At 70.7% G+C, this 19,636-nt stretch carries 14 protein-coding genes and 3 tRNA genes; 5 read left to right on the top strand and 12 right to left on the bottom strand.

The window, feature by feature from the left end; translation table 11 throughout:
- Positions 1 to 135: 135 nt before the first annotated feature.
- A complete protein-coding gene (locus AB0230_RS05410) occupies positions 136 to 2,475 on the top strand; it encodes an excinuclease ABC subunit UvrA (protein ID WP_366374407.1) in 2,340 nt (779 codons plus the stop codon).
- Positions 2,476 to 2,600: 125 nt separating this feature from the next.
- On the opposite strand, the gene AB0230_RS05405 is transcribed toward AB0230_RS05410, so the two are convergent.
- The 8 genes from AB0230_RS05405 to AB0230_RS05370 form a co-directional block, all read right to left on the bottom strand.
- Positions 2,601 to 3,077, bottom strand: coding sequence for a dehydrogenase (locus AB0230_RS05405; RefSeq protein ID WP_315993777.1), 477 nt, complete (start codon positions 3,075 to 3,077; stop codon positions 2,601 to 2,603).
- A 274-nt stretch (positions 3,078 to 3,351) separates the two neighbouring features.
- Positions 3,352 to 4,104, bottom strand: a complete 753-nt coding sequence (locus AB0230_RS05400) for an SDR family oxidoreductase (RefSeq protein WP_363387464.1) — start codon at positions 4,102 to 4,104, stop codon at positions 3,352 to 3,354.
- Between the two features lie 95 nt (positions 4,105 to 4,199).
- On the bottom strand, positions 4,200 to 5,948 hold the full coding sequence (locus tag AB0230_RS05395; RefSeq protein WP_366374404.1) for a sodium:proton antiporter: 1,749 nt from the start codon (positions 5,946 to 5,948) through the stop codon (positions 4,200 to 4,202).
- A gap of 46 nt (positions 5,949 to 5,994) precedes the next feature.
- Positions 5,995 to 7,239, bottom strand: a complete 1,245-nt coding sequence (locus AB0230_RS05390) for an aminotransferase class V-fold PLP-dependent enzyme (protein ID WP_366374526.1) — start codon at positions 7,237 to 7,239, stop codon at positions 5,995 to 5,997.
- 31 nt (positions 7,240 to 7,270) lie between these two features.
- Complete coding sequence (locus AB0230_RS05385) at positions 7,271 to 8,152, bottom strand: hypothetical protein (RefSeq protein ID WP_366374402.1); 882 nt, start codon at positions 8,150 to 8,152, stop codon at positions 7,271 to 7,273.
- Between the two features lie 47 nt (positions 8,153 to 8,199).
- Positions 8,200 to 8,457 carry a glutaredoxin domain-containing protein gene (locus tag AB0230_RS05380; protein WP_055959528.1) on the bottom strand — a complete coding sequence of 86 codons (258 nt, stop codon included), beginning with the start codon at positions 8,455 to 8,457 and terminating at the stop codon, positions 8,200 to 8,202.
- A 79-nt stretch (positions 8,458 to 8,536) separates the two neighbouring features.
- Positions 8,537 to 9,664 carry a glycosyltransferase family 2 protein gene (locus AB0230_RS05375; protein WP_315993773.1) on the bottom strand — a complete coding sequence of 376 codons (1,128 nt, stop codon included), beginning with the start codon at positions 9,662 to 9,664 and terminating at the stop codon, positions 8,537 to 8,539.
- A 159-nt stretch (positions 9,665 to 9,823) separates the two neighbouring features.
- Entirely contained in the window at positions 9,824 to 10,978 is a 1,155-nt protein-coding gene (locus tag AB0230_RS05370; RefSeq protein WP_366374399.1) for a xylanase, read from the bottom strand.
- Between the two features lie 106 nt (positions 10,979 to 11,084).
- Here AB0230_RS05370 and AB0230_RS05365 point away from each other — a divergent pair, with 106 nt between their 5' ends.
- From AB0230_RS05365 to AB0230_RS05355, 3 genes are all read left to right on the top strand, one after another.
- The gene (locus tag AB0230_RS05365) at positions 11,085 to 12,041 is read left to right on the top strand and encodes a Gfo/Idh/MocA family oxidoreductase (RefSeq protein WP_366374397.1); all 957 of its coding nucleotides are present in this window, start codon (positions 11,085 to 11,087) and stop codon (positions 12,039 to 12,041) included.
- A 53-nt stretch (positions 12,042 to 12,094) separates the two neighbouring features.
- The gene (gene chrA, locus AB0230_RS05360; RefSeq protein ID WP_366374395.1) at positions 12,095 to 13,288 is read left to right on the top strand and encodes a chromate efflux transporter; all 1,194 of its coding nucleotides are present in this window, start codon (positions 12,095 to 12,097) and stop codon (positions 13,286 to 13,288) included.
- Between the two features lie 104 nt (positions 13,289 to 13,392).
- Complete coding sequence (locus AB0230_RS05355; protein WP_366374393.1) at positions 13,393 to 14,976, top strand: AMP-binding protein; 1,584 nt, start codon at positions 13,393 to 13,395, stop codon at positions 14,974 to 14,976.
- 52 nt (positions 14,977 to 15,028) lie between these two features.
- Here AB0230_RS05355 and AB0230_RS05350 read toward each other — a convergent pair whose 3' ends face one another.
- From AB0230_RS05350 to AB0230_RS05335, 4 genes are all read right to left on the bottom strand, one after another.
- Positions 15,029 to 17,089: an MDR family MFS transporter gene (locus AB0230_RS05350; RefSeq protein WP_366374391.1), complete on the bottom strand. Its 2,061-nt coding sequence runs from the start codon at positions 17,087 to 17,089 to the stop codon at positions 15,029 to 15,031.
- Between the two features lie 529 nt (positions 17,090 to 17,618).
- A tRNA-Phe gene (locus AB0230_RS05345) sits at positions 17,619 to 17,691 on the bottom strand.
- Between the two features lie 64 nt (positions 17,692 to 17,755).
- Positions 17,756 to 17,829 (bottom strand) — tRNA-Asp (locus tag AB0230_RS05340).
- Positions 17,830 to 17,859: 30 nt separating this feature from the next.
- Positions 17,860 to 17,932 (bottom strand) — tRNA-Glu (locus AB0230_RS05335).
- A 213-nt stretch (positions 17,933 to 18,145) separates the two neighbouring features.
- Between AB0230_RS05335 and AB0230_RS05330 the strand changes: the two genes are divergently transcribed.
- Positions 18,146 to 19,597, top strand: a complete 1,452-nt coding sequence (locus AB0230_RS05330; RefSeq protein ID WP_366374389.1) for a M23 family metallopeptidase — start codon at positions 18,146 to 18,148, stop codon at positions 19,595 to 19,597.
- Positions 19,598 to 19,636: the final 39 nt, after the last annotated feature.

Here is a 19,636-nt window from a genome sequence, read left to right as displayed (position 1 = left end):
CCACCCCCGCCCGCCGCACACGCCGCACCCCCGCCCGCCGCACCCGGCATGCCGCCCGGACCGGCGCACCCCGCGCCCTCGCTGGCCGATGTCGGTGGTCTGCGCCACACTGGGGACGATCCCGAGGAGGCGCCCATGACCGGTCCCGACGCCCACGACGTCATCCGCGTGCGGGGCGCGCGAGAGAACAACCTCAAAAACGTCGACCTCGACGTGCCCAAGCGGCGTCTCACGGTGTTCACCGGGGTCAGTGGGTCGGGAAAGTCGTCGCTGGTGTTCGGCACCATCGCGGCCGAGTCGCAGCGGCTCATCAACGAGACCTATCCCACCTTCGTGCAGCAGTTCATGGGCGAGCTGTCGCGGCCCGACGTCGATGCCCTCGAGAACCTCAGCGCGACCATCCGCGTCGATCAGGAGCGCATGGCCGCGAACGCCCGCTCCACCGTCGGCACGGCCACCGACGTCCACGCCATGCTGCGCGTGCTCTTCAGCCGCCTCGGTCAGCCGCACGTCGGGTCGTCGCAGGCGTTCTCGTTCAACGTGCCCTCGATCTCCGGAGCGGGCGCGGTGACGATCGCGACGGGTGCGAAGAAGGGGCAGAAGGAGCGCCGATCCTTCGAGATCACCGGCGGGATGTGCCCCGAGTGCGAGGGCCTCGGCCAGGTCGGCGACCTCGACCTCGACCAGCTCGTCGATGCGTCGCTCTCGCTGAACGCGGGGGCCATCCTCGTGCCCGGCTACACGGCCGACGGCTGGATGGTGCGCGTCTTCAGCGAGTCAGGCTTCCTCGACCCCGACAAGCCCGTGCGCGACTTCACTCCTCAGGAGCGCGATGATTTCTTCTACAAAGAGCAGACGAAGGTGCGCATCGCGAACACCAACATGACATACGAGGGGCTCGTCCCCAAGATCACCAAGAGCATGCTGCAGAAAGACCGCGACGCGCTGCAGCCGCACGTCCGCGCCTTCGTCGACCGCGCGGCCACGGTCGTCCCCTGCCCGGCGTGCGAGGGCACGCGTCTCAACGACGGCGCGCGCTCGTCGCGTATCGGCGGCGTCAACATCGCGGATGCCGCAGCCATGCAGATCACCGACCTCGCCGCCTGGGTGGGCACGATCGACGACCTCTCGGTGGCACCGCTCGTGCAGGGTCTGCGCGAGACGCTCGACGCCTTCGTCCACATCGGCCTCGGCTACCTCTCGCTCGACCGTTCGAGCGGCACGCTGTCGGGCGGGGAGGCGCAGCGCACCAAGATGATCCGGCACCTGGGCTCGAGCCTGAGCGACATCACCTACGTGTTCGACGAGCCCACCGCGGGCCTGCACCCGCACGACATCCAGCGCATGAACGAGACGCTCCTGCAGTTGCGCGACAAGGGCAACACGGTGCTCGTCGTCGAGCACAAGCCGGAGGTCATCGACATCGCCGACCACGTGGTCGACCTCGGTCCGCGCGCCGGCCGCGAGGGCGGCGTGATCCAGTTCGAGGGCGATGTCGCGGGGCTGCGGGCTTCCGACACCCTGACCGGTCGCTTCCTCGACCACCGCGCGCACCTCAAAGACAGTGTGCGCGAGGCCACCGGCGCGCTCCCCATCCGGGGGGCGAGCCAGCACAATCTCCGCGGTGTCGACGTCGACATCCCGCGCGGAGTGCTCACGGTGGTGACGGGGGTCGCCGGCTCCGGCAAGTCGTCGCTCATCCACGGCAACCTCCCCTCGTTCGACGACGTCGTCGTGGTCGACCAGACCGCGATCAAGGGCTCGCGGCGCAGCAGCCCCGCGACCTACACCGGCATCCTCGACGCGGTGCGGGCGGCGTTCGCCAAGGCGAACGGGGTCAAGCCGGCGCTGTTCAGCGCCAACAGCCAGGGTGCGTGCGCCGCATGCAAGGGCCTCGGCGTCATCGTGACGCAGCTGGGGTTCCAATCCACGGTCGAGACCGTCTGCGAACTGTGCGAGGGCACCGGGTTCTCCGACGACGTGCTCGAGTACACGCTCGACGGGAAGAACATCGCCGAAGTGCTCGCGATGTCGGTCGCCGAGGCGGGGGAGTTCCTCGTCGCCGGTCCGGCGGTGGCCGTCCTCGGTCGGCTGCGCGATGTGGGGCTCGGCTACCTCACGCTGGGACAATCACTCAGCACGCTGTCGGGCGGAGAACGCCAGCGCCTCAAGCTCGCGATCTCGATGGCGAAGTCCGGTGCCGTCTACGTCCTCGATGAGCCCACGACAGGACTGCACCTCGCCGACGTCGACACGCTCCTTCGGCTCCTGGATCAGCTCGTGGATGCCGGCAACACCGTCGTCGTGATCGAACACCACCAGGCGGTGATGGCGCACGCCGACTGGCTCGTCGACCTCGGCCCCGGGGCCGGTCGCGACGGCGGCACGGTCGTGTTCGAGGGGACGCCCGCCGACCTCGTCGCCGAGCGCTCGACGCTCACGGGAGAGCACCTCGCACGCTACGTCGGCGGCTGATCGCCGGGTCTGTCGCGCGCGTCGTCGGTCTCCGGGCACGGGGCCCGGCGCACGTCGCGTCGGCACGCGACGAGGTTCCGGTCCCGCAGCTCGCGGTGCGCCGCCGTCTCCGCGGGGGACTCCGGTCAGCCGCGCGCGGGGAGCGATGCGTCGTGCAGGTGCCGGTCGCCGTGCGACAGCACCTTCACCATGACGCCGCGGCGGCGCAGGTCGGCCACCGCGCGCGTTTCGTCTTCGCGCGTCAGACCGAGCGCGTGAACGCTCGCCACCACGAGCACATCGCCGCGCGTCAGCGTGCCGAAGAATCGGTCGAGTCGGTTCGCCCATCCCTCGAGCGTCTCGGGAGCCGGGTGTCGGAAGCCCTCGATGGGAACCCCGAAGCGCGTCAGGTCGTCACGCTGCTGCACGACGGTGGGCATGTCGGGACGCGACACGACCAGTCCGACGAGGCGGGACCCCGCGGGGCGGGCACGCCACCAGTCCCGATCGCTCTGCAGCTCGGTGAAGCACTTCGGGCACTCGGCCGCGGTATGCATCACGGGCACCGCGGCGCTCCCGGCGGCATCCGTGGATGACGGCATCGTCGGGATCGGATCGCTCATGGAAACCTCCGCGACCATTGTGCCCCACGCTCCTGCGAAACCGCCCCCCGGGCCACGCCCGCGGCCCCTCGTCCCGCCGAGGGCGATGAGTGGCCCGGGAAGTGCCCTTCACGCAGTCCCGCGCCGGGCATACGTGGGACACGCTCGCTACCGCGAACGCCGACACCGACGCCACCCCCAACGCCAACGTGACCCCCACACCGGCCCGACCCACCGCCCTCAGCCCCCGCACACGGAAGGGCCCGCCGCACGCGACGTGCGACGGGCCCGGGACTCAGTGCGCCGAGTACCCGCCGTCGACGAGGTGGTAGCTGCCCGAGATGAACGACGCGGCGTCGCTGAGCAGGAACAGCGTCAACGCGGCGACCTCGGAGTCCGTGCCGAGGCGTCCGGTCGCGTGCTCGTTCTCGAGGTGCGTCAGGGCCTCGGGGGTCAGGCTCGAGCGCACCAGCGGGGTGTCGATGAAGCCCGGGCCCACGGCATTCGTGCGCACGCCCTGCTTCGTGTACTCGAGGGCGGCGACCTTCGTCAGACCGACCAGCGCGTGCTTGCTGGCAACGTAGGCCGCGTTCTGCGCGATGCCGACCGACCCGAGGACGGATGCCATGTTCACCACCGCACCGCCGCCGGAGGCGACGATGGCCGGCAACTGGAACTTGAGGCCGTAGAAGACGCCGTCGAGGTCGACCGCGCGCACGCGGTCCCAGGCCTCGATGTCGTAGTCGCCGATGTTCTGGGGCGGGGCGCCGATGCCGGCGTTGTTCACGGCCAGGTGGAGTCCGCCGAAGGTCGAGCGGGCGAAGGCGACGGCCGCCTCGGAGTCCTCCCACTTCGCGGTGTTCTGCGCGAAGGCCGCAGCGGTTCCTCCCGCGTCGGTGATCTGCTGCACGACGCCCTGGGCGGCATCCTCGTTGATGTCGGTCACGACGACCGACGCGCCTTCCGCGGCCAGCTCCCGCGCGATCGCGGCTCCGATTCCGCTTCCGCCACCGGTGACGAGGGCGACCTTCTGGGCGAACCTGCTCATGGATGCACTTCTCTCCCGCCGTCGAGTCATCGCGGATCTCGCGGTGACCGCATGCGCGTGAATGAAAACCCCGACGCCGGCCGCGGTATTCCGCGTCAGTCGTCCTCGCCGTCGTCGATGCGCAGCTCGAGGCTGAGCTGGTCGGCATCGAGTTCGGCGAGGGCATGCCTGAGCGCGGCCGTGCTGTAGCGGCCGTCGCGGCCGACGTCGTGCAGACGGCGGCGCATCGCCTCGATCGAGGCGAGCCGCAACTCGAGGAAGTCGCGCACGCGCATCGAAGCCTCCTCGTCGGGCGGCTGCACGAGGCGGGCGCCCGCGCGCTCGATCATGTCGGCCGGGAAGGCGGCGCCGTCCCGCCGGACGAGCGAGCCCGACTGCACGGCCGCGATCGCGGCATCCCGGAGCTCCGCGTCGAGGGCGCGTTGCTCCTCGCGCGACGGTCCCTCGCCCCCGTCGCCCGCGAGTCCGACCCGGCGGACGACGGCCGGCAGGGTCAGCCCCTGCAGGACCAGGCTGAACAGGGCGACCAGGAAGGCGACGAAGATCAGCAGCGGGCGTTGCGAGGTGTCCTCGGGGAGGGTCTGCGCCGCCGCGAGGGTCACCACGCCGCGCATTCCCGCCCAGACGATGACGCTCCCATGCCGCGCGCCCAACGGGGTGTCGCGGTAGTAGTCCAGATCGGCCAGGGTGCGCGAGATGCGCGCGCGCATCCACCCGATGCGCCGCGCGGCGCGAGCGGGGTCCTCGGCCCGGATGCCGAACTGCTCGGGCGCCGTGCGGTAGGCCTCCTCGAACCGGTCGAGGCGGCGCTGCGCGTCGTCGACGCGTTCCTGGTGACGGTCGGCGCGGCGACTGCGCCGCCCCTGGATCCAGATGAGCCACGACACGTACAGCGCACGGGCCGCGAGGGTGATGCCGAGCGCCGAGAGCGCCAGCCACGTCCCGTGCCAGAGGCCCTCGTGCTCGCGGAGGTTGGCCGTGACGATGTCCTTGAGCTCGAGTCCGAAGACGAGGAAGACCCCGCCCTCGAGGATCAGCTCGATCGTGCGCCAGTTGAGTCGGTCGCTGATGCGCTGCTCCGGGGTGAAGCGCCGTGCCGCGCCCTGTCCGGTCACGATGCCCGCGACCACCGCGGCGACCAGACCCGAGCCGCCCAGGTGTTCGGTCGGCAGGTAGGCGATGAACGGCACGGTGAAGCTCAACGCGGTGTTCGCGGCGGAGTTCGTCACACGCTCGCGCACGCGGAGGTTGACCCAGCCGACGACGGCGCCCAGCGCGAGGGCGATCGCCACGGCCCACGCGAACGAGGCCAGGGCATCGCCGAAGGCGAATCCGGATGCCACGGCTGCGACCGCGGTGCGCAGCAGCACGAGCGCGGTGGCGTCGTTGAGCAGGCTCTCTCCCTCGAGCATCGTCACCACGCGCGGCGAGATGCCCAGGCGCTTGGCGATCGAGGTGGCCACGGCATCCGTGGGGCTGAGGATGGCGCCCAGCGCGATCGCGAGAGCGAGCCCGAGGCCGGGGATGACGGCCCAGAAGAAGAGGCCGAGCACGAGCGAGCTGAAGACGACGAGCAGCACCGAGAGCCCGGCGATGGGGGCGAAGTCGCGCCGGAACTCGATGGCGGGAAGCTGCACCGCCGCCGAGTACAGCAGCGGCGGGAGAACCCCGATGAGGATGACCTCGGGGTTGACCGCGAAGGCGGGGACGAAGGGGAGGAGGCTCACCCCCGCGCCGATGGCGAGCAGCACCAGGGGTCCGGCGAGGTTGAAGCGCGGCCCGATGACCGTGGCGAGGGCGACGACCACCACGCCGGCGACGACGACGAGGAGCGGATCGATCACCCTCCGAGGCTAGCCCTCCGCCTCTTACGTCCTCGACCGCGGGGTCTCAGCCCTCCGCGCGGAGGGCGTCGGCGACGGCGTGCAGTCCCGTCAGCGTCTCGGTGAAGCTCGTCGACAAGGGCGACAACCCGATGCGCAGACCGTGCGGGTCGCGGTAGTCGGGGATCACGTCGTCCTCCCACAGCCGAGCGGTCACCGCACGCATCGCGGGGTGCGACAGCGTCAGATGCCCTCCGCGCTCGGCGGCATCGCGCGGAGACGCGAGGCGCACCCCGAGAGGAGCCAGGATGCCGTCCGCCGCGCGCACCGCGAACTCGGTCAGCGCGATCGACTTGCGTCGAACCGCCGCGATGCCCGCCTCCGCGAGCAGGTCGAGGGTGTCCTGCATCGCGATCATCGCGAGCACCGGAGGCGTCCCCGACAGGAAGCGGCGCATGCCGTCGGCGGGGTGGTACTGCGGCCCCATCGAGAAGACGTCGGCCGCCCCCATCCACCCCTGCACCGGCTGGGTGAGGCGGCGCTGGTGGCGTGCGGCGACATAGGCGAACGCCGGGGAGCCGGGGCCGCCGTTGAGGTACTTGTAGGTGCACCCGACGGCGAGGTCGGCGCCCCACGCGTCGAGCTCCATCGGCACCGATCCGGCGGAGTGGCACAGGTCCCACAGCACGAGCGCTCCCGCCTCGTGCGCGATCGCGGTGAGCGCGAGGCCGTCGGCGAGGTACCCGGAGCGGTACGAGACGTGGCTGAGCAGCACCACCGCGGTGCGCGGGCCGACCGCGTCGCGCAGCAGGTCGGCATCCACGCCCCGCTCCGTGTCGACCTCCACCCAGACGACGCGGGCGCCCCGCTCGGCCGCGATGCCCTCGACGAGGTAGCGGTCGGTGGGGAAGTCGTCGCGCCCCACCACGATCTCGACCCGCTCGGGGTCGGCCGTGCTCTGCGCGTCGAGCGCGGCGCGGATCAGCTTGTACAGCAGCACGGTGGTGGAATCGCCGATCACCGTCTGCCCGGGGGCCGCACCGAGCGCGAGCGATCCGATACGGTCGCCGATCGCGAAGGGGAGCTCCATCCACGCTTCGTCCCAGCCGCGGATGAGGCGGCCGCCCCACTCCTCGGTCACGAACCGGGAGAGTCGTTCGGCGGTGGCCCGGGGCGGTCGGCCGAGCGAGTTGCCGTCGAAGTACACCAGCGGGGTCTCCGCCCCGACGAAGGCGTCGCGATACGACGCGAGCGGATCGTCGGCGTCGAGGGCCGCCGCCTCGACCTCGAGGGAGGCGTGCGGCACCTCCATGCGGTCGACGGATCCGAAGGCGGGGGAGGGGTCAGTCGACACGCGTGAGCTCCTCGGTCGGGACGACCGTCCCCCGGCTCAGCCAGGTGGGCACGTCGTCGGGGTCGGTGGGGGTCGGACCGGCGATGAAGGTCGAGACGGCGTCCGTCGCCGTGGAGCCGGGCCAGGGATCCGTCAGGGTGGCGACGAGGGCGTCGCCGCGAACGCCCGCCTCGTGCAGGGCGAGCAGCTCGCGGCGGTTCAGCCCCACCGGCAGGGGACCGTTGCCGAGGTCGGTGCCGTACAGCACCCGCCCTCCGCGCGCGGCGAAGGCGCGGACGTTCGCGATCGCCAGGCGCCGGGCCTCTCCGCGGTGGATGTCGAGGGTCGAGATCCACGCCTGCCCGGCCGCGACGGCCCGCGAGATCACCCGGCGCGACAGCGGAGCGTCGAAAGGGGCGTGAGCGAGGGTCGAGACGCCGGCGTCGATCGCGCGCTCCACCTGGCCGTCGCCTTGCGCGTGCGCGACGGCCGCGATTCCGCGCTCGCGCGCGCTCTCGACGATCGCGGCGAGCGTGTCGTCGTCGGGGACGGGGCCCGCGTCGGCATGGAGGGCGACCTTGATGACCGACGCGCCGGCATCCGCTTGCGCGTCGACCGCGGTGCGCGCTCCTCCGTCGACTCCCGGATGCCGCGAACTGCCCGTCACGACGCGCACGACGCTCTCCGGCGCCCATGGCCGCCCGGCGGGGTAGCCGCCCGGGACGGTGAGGAACGCTCCCGCGTAGGCGACGCGGGGGAGCCCGTCCGGGCGCCGGGCGAGTGCGACGGGATCACCGCCGAGGTCGACGACGGCGGCGATCCCGCGCCGGGGGAGGTCGGAGGAGTCGACGAGGTGCAGATGCACGTGGTGGTCGACGAAGGCCGGCAGCATCGTGCCGCTCTCGCCGGTCAACGCCCGTCGGACCGACCGCACGGTCGTCAGATCAGCGAGAGTTCGCGGAGCTTGGCCTCGACGTCGGCGTTGGAGGGCTCGACGTGGTGGCTGGAGTCGGGGTAGACGACGACGGGGATGCTCGTGCGACCCGAGATCTCCTTGGCGACGTCGGCGGCGGCGGGATCGGCGACCAGATCGACGTACTCGTAGTCGATGCCGAGCTCGTCGAGCTGCTTCTTGGTGCGGATGCAATCACGGCACCAGTCGGCGCCGAACATACGGATGGATGCGTCGGAAGACATGGCTCCAGCGTACGCCGCCCGCGCTCGGCGGGCGCTGAGAACCCCACCCGACGGGTGGCGCATGACCGCTGGCCCGGGCTCAGGCGGTGACTTCGTCCTCGAGGGGCTCGATGGCGTGGACGACCTTCCCGACGCGGCTCTTCTTGGGCGCGTACACGACGAGCGCGTGGAAGACGAATCGCACGATGAAGGCGGCGATGAGCGTGAGCGCGGCGGCGACGACGCTCTGGATGTGCGCCTGGCTGACCAGGACCCAGATGACCGGGATGCGCACGATGGCTTCGACGCCGTTGAACGTGAACGACTTGATGAACCGGTGTCGCATGAGCCCGGACTCCGCGCGCATGTCGGCGAAGACGAGGTACTCGAGGGCGAGGAAGTTCGCCACGATGGTCACGACGCTCGCGATCACCGCGGCGATGAGGTACTGAACGCCGACGGCCTGAAGCGCCCACATGATCACGAGGTTCGCGACGGCCCCGAGACCGCCGACGAGGGCGAACGCGGACATGCGGCCGAATCGCAGCATCGTGAGCTGGGTGAGGAAGCGCATGCCCTGGCTGAACGACGCCTTCGACTCGCCGGCGAAGCGGGGAGCGAACGAGAAAGGCACCTCGGCGACGCGCATCTGCTTGCGCGCAAGGATCTCGAGCAGGATCTTGAAGCCGCGCGGCTGCAGGGTCTCGACCTCGAGGGAGCGCCGGTCGACGAGGAAGAACCCCGTCATGGGGTCGGAGCAGTTGTGCAGCTTCTTGGGGAACATGGCCTTGGTGAGAAGCGTGGACGCCCGCGACACCGTGGTGCGTACGGCGTTGGCCAGACCGTCGGAGGTTCCGCCGGCGATGTAGCGGGATGCCACGACCACGTCGGCATCGCCCACCTCGGCGCGCGCGAGCAGTTCGGCGATGACCTCCGGCGGGTGCTGCAGATCGCCGTCCATGACGACGCAGTAGTCGGACACCGCGGCCTTGATGCCCTCGACGACGGCGCCACCGAGCCCGCCGACGGGCTCGTCGCGGTGGATGAGGCGAACCGGAACGGCGGAGGTCGCTGCGACGGCCCGGATGATGTCGGGGGTGTCGTCGCGGGAGTCGTCGACGAAGATGATCTCCACGTCACGACCGAGCAGGGCGTCCGTCGTGCGACGAACGAGCTCGGCGACGTTCGGACCCTCGTTGAAGGTCGGAACGATGACGGAAATATCCATGTGTGCTCGCGTTTTCTCGGTAAGACAGAAGTACACAGCGTAGACCGGCCGACGCGTGCCCAAATTGGGATTGTGGAGGAGTTACCTGGGAGCTAGCGGGTGTTCACCCCAGCGTCCGGCCAGAAACCGCCCGTTACCGGCGCGATATCGCGTCGACGCTCAGCCGATCTTCGCTTTCAGATCGTCGACCGTCATTCCGTAATTGATACGGACGACAGGCAGGGCCAGCTTATCCGTGCCGATGCGGACATACCCCGGCTCGATGGTGCGTCCGAGCTCGAAGCCGGCTCGGCGCACGCCCTCCTTGGTCGTGTCGTTGTAGTGGCCGAACGGATACGCGACGACCTCCTTCGCCCCGAGGATCCGTGCGGACTGCTCCAGATCGGCGGCGATCGTGTCGGCATCCTCGTTGACCATGCGCCCCTTGCCGTCGGCGCCGGCGCGATGCATGTCGTGCGTGTGCGAACGCTGCAGCACGAACTTGTTCGGTGTCGGTTCGGTGCGGAACGACGTGATGACGAACGACGTGGTCAGCAGGTTCTTGCCGTCGACGATGGGAGCGGCGAGTTCGAGCCAGCTGGAGTCCGCGTCGTCGTCGGTGATGATCACGGAGTGTCGGGGCAGGAAGAGGGCTCCGTCGATGAAGGCGCTCAGCTCGTCCCACGTCGGCAGGTAGAAGTCCGCGTCCTTGATGTACGCCATCTGGGCATCGAAGTCGCCGACGTACGCGTAATTGCCGCGCAGCCAGCCGTCTTCTCCCTCGGGCTTCCGCGTGAACTGGTGGTACATGAGGATCGGGATGCCGGCATCCTCCGCCGCGTTCGCCTGGGGCGTGACCCACCCGGCGTGCAGCACCCGTTCGCGATCGGTGCAGGTCACGAGGTCGGCGCCGTTGACGCGGGTGGAGGCGGTCAGTGCGGAGGCGTCGGAGGTGGTCGGGTACCAGCCGGCGAACACCCGGCCGTCCGCGCGCGGGATCGGCAGCGCCTCGTAGCGGACCCCCTGCGTCTGCACCTGCGGGTCGAGGGCGATGCCGTCGCCCGCGAACGAGACCGCGCAGGCGTTCGGGTCGGTGGTGGTCGACAGCAACCGCTGCGCCGGGGAGAGAGGCGTCGGCGTCGGGGTGGGCGTCGGGGAGCTCGACGGCGCTCCGCTCGCGGCGCTCGTCTCGGACGGCGCGATCGGCGCACGGGTGAGGGCGAAGACGGCGACCGCCCCGGCGATCAGGGCGACGGCGACGGTCGCGACGAGGGTGCGCCGCGCGCGGACGCGGCGGCTGGCGCGCCGACGGCGGGCGGCTCGGGTGGTCGTCATGATGCCTCGGGATCGGGTGGGGCGGCTCGCCGCGATCCTAGCGGGGCGCTTCGCGCGCGCCCGGGACCCTTCGCGTCGCGATGCGCGGGCGCGAGAGGATGGGCGCATGATCCGTATCGGCATCGTCGGCACCAGCAGCATCTCCGAGCGCTTCGCCGAGGCGGTGGGTGCGGTGGACAACACGGTGGTCTCGCGAGTGGCCTCTCGAGACGAGGGCCGGGCGCGCGCCTTCGCCGACGTGATCGGCGCCCCCGGTGTCGCGGTCGGGCTCGACGACCTCCTCGCCGCCCCCGACGTGGATGCCGTCTACCTCGCCAGCCCCAACTCCGTGCACGCCGCGCAGATCGCTCAGGCGGTGGATGCCGGCATCCCGACCCTCGTCGAGAAGCCGGCCGTGCTGTCGGCCGCCGACTGGGACACCGCGGTGGGACGTGCCCGGGCGCGGGGCGTGGTGCTTCTCGAGGCCATGCGCACCGCTTACGACCCCGGGCTGTCCGCCGTGCGCGACCTCCTTCCGCGTCTCGGCGCGGTGCGACGGGTCTCTCTGCGCTACGAGAAGAGATCGGCGCGGTACGACCACGTCCTCGCGGGAGAGCAGACGAACATCTTCGACCCGGCGCTCGGGGGCAGCGCGCTGCGCGATCTCGGGGTCTATCCACTGCATGCCCTCGTCCGCCTGTTCGGCGAGCCGAGGTCGATCCAGGGCGCGCGCGTGGGCATCGCCTCCGGGACCGACGGTCTCGGCAGCGCCCTCGCCGTCTACGACGGATTCATCGCCGACGTCGCCTGGTCGAAGATCACCGACACGGCCCTGCCGAGCGAGATCCAGGGCGAGGACGCCTCGCTCGCGATCGATGCCGTCGACGCGCCCCGACGGCTCATCGTGACCCCGCGCGGTCGGGCCCCGTACGCGATCGAGGTCGCCGCCCCCGACAACCCGATGGTGGGGGAGGTCGAGCGTCTGCGACAGGCGATCGAGGGCGCCGACATCGCCGGGGACCAGGACCTCACCGCGGCGACGTTGCGCCTCGTCGACGAGCTGCTCGCCGTCCCGCTGGCGTAGACGGAGGTCCACGAGTTCACCTGTCGTTTCCCCCACGGCGAGAGGATCGACGGATGCGGCGGGCGGGATCGGTGGGCGAGGTCTTCCTCGCGTTCTTGAGGCTGGGACTCACCTCCTTCGGCGGTCCCGTCGCCCACCTGGGGTACTTCCGCGACGATCTCGTGACCCGGCGCCGCTGGATGGACGATCGGGCGTACGCCGACCTCGTCGCCCTGTGCCAATTCCTCCCCGGACCCGCATCCAGCCAGGTCGGGTTCGCGATGGGGCTCCAGCGCGCGGGCATCGCGGGCGCGCTCGCGGCCTTCGCGGCCTTCACCCTCCCCTCGGCGGTGCTGCTCGTCGCCTTCGCGGCGGGCGCGGCCGTGATCGGCGGACCGATCGGCGACGGGATCCTGGACGGGCTCAAGATCGTCGCGGTGGCGATCGTGGCCCACGCGGTGTGGGGAATGGCCCGCACCCTCGCGCCCGATGCCCGCCGAGCCGGGATCGCGGTGGTCGCCCTGGCCCTCGCGCTGCTGCTCTCCGCCGCTCCGGGGCAGCTCGGCGCGCTGGCGATGGGCGTCGTCGCGGGGCTGCTCCTGCTGCGCGGTGCGGACGAACCGCCGGGGGTCGAGCTGCCCCCGTTCGGCGTCCCCCGCGCGGCTGCCGTGTCGTGCCTCGTGCTCTTCGCGGTCGGGCTCGTCGCGCTCCCGCTGCTCGCCGCGGGTACCGGGGCGGAGGTGCTCGCCCTCGCCGATGCCTTCTTCCGCTCGGGCGCCCTGGTCTTCGGCGGCGGTCATGTCGTGCTGCCGCTGCTGCAGGCCGGTGTCGTGCAGACGGGGTGGGTCACGCCCGAGGCCTTCCTCGCCGGCTACGGCGCGGCGCAGGCCGTGCCCGGCCCCCTCTTCACGTTCGCGGCCTATCTCGGCGCCGTCTCCGACGTGGGACCAGGCGGCGTCGCGGGCGCCGCGATCGCGCTCGTGGCGATCTTCCTCCCGGGGTTCCTCGTGCTGCTCGGAGTCCTCCCGTTCTGGGATGCCGTGCGCTCGCGGCCGCGTGCTCGAGCGGCCATGCGCGGGGCGAACGCCGCCGTCGTCGGCATCCTGGGCGCTGCTCTCTACACTCCCGTGTTCACCACCGCGATCACGGGGCCGGGGCCCCTCGTGCTCGCGGTGGGGGGATTCGTGCTGCTGGTCGCGGTCAAGACGCCGGCGTGGGCGGTGGTGCTCGTGGGGGCGGCCGGCGGCGTCATCCTGTCGCTCACCTGAGCGGCGGCCGAGAGCCGGTTCCGCACGGGGTGACACCGCGTCCCACCGATGCCAGGATGAGCGGACGGCCCCGGCCGCCGCGCCTGTTTTCGAGGGAGAGAACCGTGTTCCAGAGCCCCTATCCGAGCATCGACGTTCCGGATCAGAGCATCTACGACTACCTGTTCGCCTCGCTGGGGGACACCGATCTCGACCGGGTGGCCCTGGTCGACCCGTCCAGCGGGGCGGAGACCACCTACCGCGCCCTGCGCGCGCAGGTCGACGCCTTCGCCGGGGCGCTCGCCGCACGCGGGGTCGACACCGACACGGTCGTGGCGATGCTGTGCCCGAACGTGCCGGCTTTCGCGACGGTGTTCCACGGCATCCTGCGTCTGGGGGCTGCGATCACCACCGTGAACTCCCTCTACACGGCCCGCGAGATCGAGAACCAGCTGCGCGACGCCTCCGCCACCTGGCTCGTCACCGTCTCACCGCTGCTCGCGCAGGCGAAGGCCGCGGCCGACGCAGCGGGCATCGCCGACGATCACGTGATCGTGCTCGACGGTGCGGACGGGCACCCCGATCTGCGCTCGCTGCTCACCGAGGGCCGGACGCCGCCCGAGGTGTCGTTCGACCCTGCCACGCACGTCGCCGTGCTGCCGTACTCGTCGGGCACGACCGGAGTGCCGAAGGGGGTCATGCTGTCGCACCGCAACCTCGTCGCGAACGTGCACCAGTGCCGATCGGTCATCGAGATCTCACCCGACGATCGCGTTCTCGCCGTGCTGCCGTTCTTCCACATCTACGGGATGACGGTGCTGCTGAACCTCGCTCTGCGTCAGCGGGCGACACTGGTCACCATGCCCCGCTTCGACCTCATGGAGTTCCTCCGGGTCGTGCAGGAGCACCGCTGCACGTTCCTCTTCATCGCGCCGCCCATCGCGGTCGCCCTCGCCAAGCACCCCGCCGTCGACCAGTTCGACCTCTCCAGCGTGCACAGCGTCTTCTCCGGTGCGGCCCCGCTCGACGGCGAGACCGCCGAGACGGCCGGCCGGCGCATCGGTGCCCGGTTCTTCCAGGGCTACGGCATGAGCGAGCTGAGTCCCGTCTCGCACGCCATCCCCGCCGGCTCGGGATTCCCGGTCAGTTCGGTCGGCGTGCTCATCCCGGGGTGCGACGCCAAGCTCGTCGACCCCGAGACCGGCGCGGAGCTCGAGCAGCACGGTGACGACGGGCTGACCGCGCCGGGCGAGATCTGGGTGCGCGGCCCCAACGTCATGCTCGGCTACTTGAACCGGCCCGACGCCACCGCCGAGACGCTCGACGCCGACGGCTTCCTGCACACCGGTGACATCGGCGTCCACCACGTCGACGGCTACTTCACGATCGTCGACCGGTTGAAGGAGCTCATCAAGTACCACGGCTACCAGATCGCCCCCGCCGAGCTCGAGGCGCTGCTGCTGTCGCATCCGAAGATCCAGGATGCCGCCGTCATCGGCGTGCGCGGGGACGACGGTGAGGAGATCCCCAAGGCGTTCGTCGTGGCGGCACCGGATGCCGGCCTGACGGCGGAGGACGTCATGGCGTTCGTCGCCGGCCAGGTCGCGCCCCACAAGAAGGTGCGGCGGGTGGAGTTCATCGACGTGGTGCCTAAGTCGACGTCGGGGAAGATCCTGCGGAAGGACCTGCGCGCGCGCGAAGCGGTGTGACGACGACGAAGGGCGGGGCGTCTAGCGACGGCCCCGCCCTTCGTCGTTCAGGTCACGGCGTGAGCAGGGCGCCGGTCTGCGCGGCGGACTCCTCCGCGCGCTTCTCCTCGTCGTCGCGGCCGCGACGCTCGTCTGCGGCTTCCTGCAGCGCCGACTTCGCGCGCAGCGGGGGCGTGCGGAAGAACAGCGACAGCACGAACGCGAGCAGCACCACGCCCATCGCCACCCAGTAGACGCTCGTCGCCGACGAGTTGAAGCCGACCAGGAAGGGCTTGGTCAGACGCGCGTCGGCGCCCACGAGGAAGGAGGTGTCGTCCAGGGTCGAGTCGCCGATCGAGGTGTTCTCACCGCCGTCCTCGAATCGCTCCTCGAGCGTCGTCGCGACGGTGTCGACGAAGGCCGCGCGGTCGGCGGCGTTCGAGAAGTCCAGGCTCACCGATCCGTCGCTGCCCACGCGGGCGACCGGAATCTGCTGCTGGATCTGCGTCGCGGCGGCCGACGTCGCCTGGGTGATCGCCGCTTGCGTGGCCTGCGCCTGCGCGGCGGCCGGGATCTGCCCCGCGGCGACCTGCGCCGCCACGGCCTGAGTCGCGGCATCCTGTGCTTGCTGCACGCCCTGCTGCACCTGCTGGGTCACGGCATCGGTCGTCTGGGTCACGATGGGCGTGTAGATGCCCGACATGATCTTCTCGTTGGCCGGTGCCGAGGCGACCGTGGGGTCGAAGGCGGCGTCGAGGGCGTCGGTGAGGGTGCCGCGGTCGGAGAAGGACCCGATGATGTTCGACGGCATGAGCGTGAACAGCAGCGAGAGCAGGACGGCCGTGCCGAGCGTTCCACCGATCTGGCGGAAGAACGTCGACCCGCTCGTCGCCACGCCCATGTCGCGCAGACCCACGGAGTTCTGGCTGGCGATCGTGAGCGTCTGCATGAGCTGGCCGAGGCCCAGGCCGATCACGAGCATCGCGAGCGCGACGTGCCAGTAGGGGCTGTCGTACTTGAGGAAGGTCAGCAGGAAGAAGCCCACCGACATCAGCGCCGTGCCGAGGATCGGGAACATGCGGTAGCGACCGGTGCGCGCGATGATCTGACCGCTCGCGATCGAGGCGATCATGAGGCCCAGGATCATCGGGAGCATCTCGAAGCCGCTCTCGGTCGGCGTCGAGCCGAGCACGAGCTGCAGGTAGAGCGGCAGCGTGAGCATCGCGCCGAACATGCCGAAGCCCACGAGCACGCCGATGATCGTCGCCATCGAGAAGGTGGGGGAGCGGAAGAGCTTCAGCGGGATGAGCGCGTCGTCCTTCATCTTCGTCTCGGCGATGACGAAGGCCAGGATGCCGAGGGCCCCGACCGCGTAGCAGGCGATCGCGATGGGCGAGCCCCAGCCCCACTCGCGCCCCTGTTCGGCCACGAGCAGCAGCGGGACCAGCGCGACGATGACGGTCGTGGCGCCCCACCAGTCGATGCGCACCGAATGGCGCGGCTGCTTGGGGATGTGCAGGAACCGCCACACGATCGCGAGGGCCGCGATGCCGATCGGCACGTTGATGAGGAACACCCAGCGCCAGCCGGTGATGAAGAGGATCTGGTCGGCGCCGGCGAACAGACCGCCGACGAGCGGGCCGATGACGCTGGAGATGCCGAAGACGGCGAGGAAGTAGCCCTGGTACTTCGCGCGCTCGCGCGGGGCGAGGATGTCGCCCATGATCGCCAGCGGCATCGACATCAGGCCACCGGCGCCGAGGCCCTGGATGGCGCGGAAGGCGGCGAGCTCGGCCATCGAGGTCGAGAAGCTCGCGAGCACGGATCCGACGATGAAGATGAGGATCGCGAGCAGGAACAGCGGGCGACGGCCGAAGATGTCGGAGAGCTTGCCGTAGATGGGCGTCGAGATCGTCGAGACGATCAGGTAGGCGGTCGTGACCCAGGCCTGCAGGCTCAGGCCCTGGAGGTCGTCGCCGATCGTGCGGATCGAGGTTCCGACGATCGTCTGGTCGAGGGCGGACAGGAACATTCCGGCCATGAGGCCGAAGATCACGAACATGATCATGCGGTGGGTCATGACCGTGTCGGTGGTGCCGGTGTGCGCGCGCCGGCTGCGGGTGATGTCTGACATCTGTCCTCATCGAGAAGGGGTGGCGGGCGGCTCGATCGGGCGGGGCCGGGCGCCAGGTGTTTGCTAAAAGTCAACAAATAGTAGCGCCGTCCACCGGGGTCGGGGAACCACCTGCGGGTCGGCATCGCCCCGGGCCCGCAGAAATACCCCCGTGGGGGGAGTCGTGTCCCGGGCCGGCGTCCGGAGTGCAGGCGGGCCGTGCCCGTGCGCGCGCGGCGGGGTGCGGCGGCGGGCGCGGGCGGCGGGGTGCGGCGGGCGCGGATCGTGGCGGCCTCGCGCGAGAACAGGGAATCGCACCGGGACAGGGCGATGTCGGGGCTGGTCGTCCTGTTCTCGAACCCTCGCCTGTTTTCACGCGTGGCGCGTGGGGGAGGCCGACGCCCGGCGCAGCAGGTCAGCGTGCTGCGGTGGCTCGACGAGCGAGCGGTCGGAGCCATGCGGGGCGGCATCCCTCGCCGGGGAAAAGCAAAACCCCCGCCATGTAGAAGCTAGGCGAGGGTTTCTGGGACCGTTGTAATGACGGTCCGTGTGGCTCCGACGGGCGTCGATCCCGTGACCTCACGATTTTCAGTCGTGCGCTCTACCAACTGAGCTACAGAGCCGAGCGGCATGTCTGCCGCTTCCTAAACGAAAGGCCTCCTCGAAAGAAGGCCCGTCGCTGTGGAGCGACCCTGACGGGACTTGAACCCGCGACCTCCGCCGTGACAGGGCGGCACGCTAACCAACTGCGCTACAGGGCCATGCATTTTCAATTGTACTTCACCGGAAAGTGACCCCAACGGGATTCGAACCCGTGCTACCGCCGTGAAAGGGCGGCGTCCTAGGCCGCTAAACGATGGGGCCGGATGAGGCGAAAACCTTTCGATTTCCTTCTCGCTTGCCGACGACCGAGCCTACTTCACATCTCGCGAGATTGCCAATTCGGGGCGTGGCGTACGCGGCTCGCGCGTGTCGGGGGCGCAGGATGGGCGCTGCCGACGGGAACTCGCCCTGTTGTGTGTGTGACTCGTGTTGCTACTGTGAGTCGAGTTGCGACCGGTGAGATGAGGTATTCCCGTGACGCTCGAGCGCCCCGTTGAGTCAGACGATTGCGGCTGCGCGCCCACCGCGAGCGAGCGGCGGCGCCTGTGGCCGACGTTCGATCGACGCAGCGCGCTGAAGTTCGGTGCCCTGAGCGCCGCGGCCCTCGGCGCGTTCGGCGCTGCGGCATCCGGGTTCTCCTCTCCCGCCGTCGCCGCCGACTACCCCTCGTGGGCCGACGTCGAGGCGGCGCGGGCGAACGAGTCGGCGAAAGCCGGCGAGATCGCCCGCATCCAGGGCCTCATCCAGGGCCTGCAGTCCGAGGTGGCGCGCACGCAGGCCGAGGTCGTCGCCCGCTCCGACGAGTACTACACCGCGCAGCAGGCCTACCTCGACGCCGATTACCGTGCGCAGCAGATCCAGGCGCAGGCCGACGCCGAAGCGGCCAAGGCCACCGACGCCGCGGCCAAAGCCGGCAAGGTCGCCGCGCAGCTCTATCGCTCCGGCGGCGACGACACCTCGCTCGACCTCTTCTTCTCGGGGTCGGCCGCCAGCGCCGACGACCTGCTGGCCAAGCTCGGCACGATGGACAAGCTCATCGAGCGCAACCGCTCGGTGTACGCGGCGGCCGTCACGGCCCGCGACTCCGCGACGCAGCTGAGCAACCAGGCCAACGACGCCCGCACCGAGCGCGATCGTCTGCAGAAGATCGCCGAGGAGAAGATGGTGGCCGCCCAGCAGGCCGCCCAGGCCGCGCAGGAGGCGCTGGCCGCCCAGCAGGCGAACCAGGTGGTCCTCGAGGCCCAGCTGGCTGCTCTCCAGGACACCACGGCCAAGACCGTCGCCGACTACCAGGCCGGTGTCGAGGCCGAGCGCAAGGCCCGCGAAGAGCGCGAGCGGAAGGCCCGGGAAGAGGCCGAGGCGCGGGACCGCGCCGAGCGCGCGCGTCGCGAGCAGGAAGAGCGCGACCGGCAGAACAACAACAACAACAACAACGGTGGCGGCGGCGGTGGGGGCGGCGGCTCCAACAGCGGCGGGGGTGGCGGAGGCGGCGGCCAGGCCACCGGCTCCGGCTGGGCGCGTCCGTCGTCGGCCGGAACCACCTCGGGCTACGGCCCGCGATCGAGCCAGTGCAACGGCAGCTACTGCGCGAGCTCGTGGCACCTCGGTCTCGACTTCGGCGCCGGCTGCTACTCGCCGATCTACGCGGCGTCGGCCGGGCGCGTGACCTACGCCGGGTACAACGGCGGCTACGGCAACTACATCCGCATCCAGCACGACGACGGGTCGGCGACCGGCTACGCGCACATCGTCAACGGCGGCATCTACGTGTCGTACGGCCAGCGCGTCGGCGCGGGGGAGCAGATCGCGGCGACCGGCCAGACCGGCAACTCCTTCGGCTGCCACCTGCACTTCGAGGTCTACCCGCCCTGGGGCGGTACGACCGATCCGGCCCCCTGGCTCCGCGATCGCGGCGTCTGGGTCTGATCCCGGCACGAGAAAACCCCCGGTCCATCGACCGGGGGT

Source organism: Microbacterium sp. NPDC089190, from assembly GCF_040701795.1.
Classification (GTDB): domain Bacteria; phylum Actinomycetota; class Actinomycetes; order Actinomycetales; family Microbacteriaceae; genus Microbacterium; species Microbacterium galbum.
Note: the sequence above shows the minus strand (reverse complement) of the source record. Positions and strands in the feature narration are given on the sequence as shown.

Bases quoted from the DNA above. Each gene is read 5' to 3' on its own strand.
- AB0230_RS05410 (WP_366374407.1), top strand. From the start codon at position 136: ATGACCGGTCCCGACGCCCACGACGTCATCCGCGTGCGGGGCGCGCGA.
- AB0230_RS05405 (WP_315993777.1), bottom strand. From the start codon at position 3,077: ATGAGCGATCCGATCCCGACGATGCCGTCATCCACGGATGCCGCCGGG.
- AB0230_RS05400 (WP_363387464.1), bottom strand. From the start codon at position 4,104: ATGAGCAGGTTCGCCCAGAAGGTCGCCCTCGTCACCGGTGGCGGAAGC.
- AB0230_RS05390 (WP_366374526.1), bottom strand. From the start codon at position 7,239: ATGGAGGTGCCGCACGCCTCCCTCGAGGTCGAGGCGGCGGCCCTCGAC.
- AB0230_RS05385 (WP_366374402.1), bottom strand. From the start codon at position 8,152: ATGCTGCCGGCCTTCGTCGACCACCACGTGCATCTGCACCTCGTCGAC.
- AB0230_RS05380 (WP_055959528.1), bottom strand. From the start codon at position 8,457: ATGTCTTCCGACGCATCCATCCGTATGTTCGGCGCCGACTGGTGCCGT.
- AB0230_RS05375 (WP_315993773.1), bottom strand. From the start codon at position 9,664: ATGGATATTTCCGTCATCGTTCCGACCTTCAACGAGGGTCCGAACGTC.
- AB0230_RS05370 (WP_366374399.1), bottom strand. From the start codon at position 10,978: ATGACGACCACCCGAGCCGCCCGCCGTCGGCGCGCCAGCCGCCGCGTC.
- AB0230_RS05365 (WP_366374397.1), top strand. From the start codon at position 11,085: ATGATCCGTATCGGCATCGTCGGCACCAGCAGCATCTCCGAGCGCTTC.
- chrA (WP_366374395.1), top strand. From the start codon at position 12,095: ATGCGGCGGGCGGGATCGGTGGGCGAGGTCTTCCTCGCGTTCTTGAGG.
- AB0230_RS05350 (WP_366374391.1), bottom strand. From the start codon at position 17,089: ATGTCAGACATCACCCGCAGCCGGCGCGCGCACACCGGCACCACCGAC.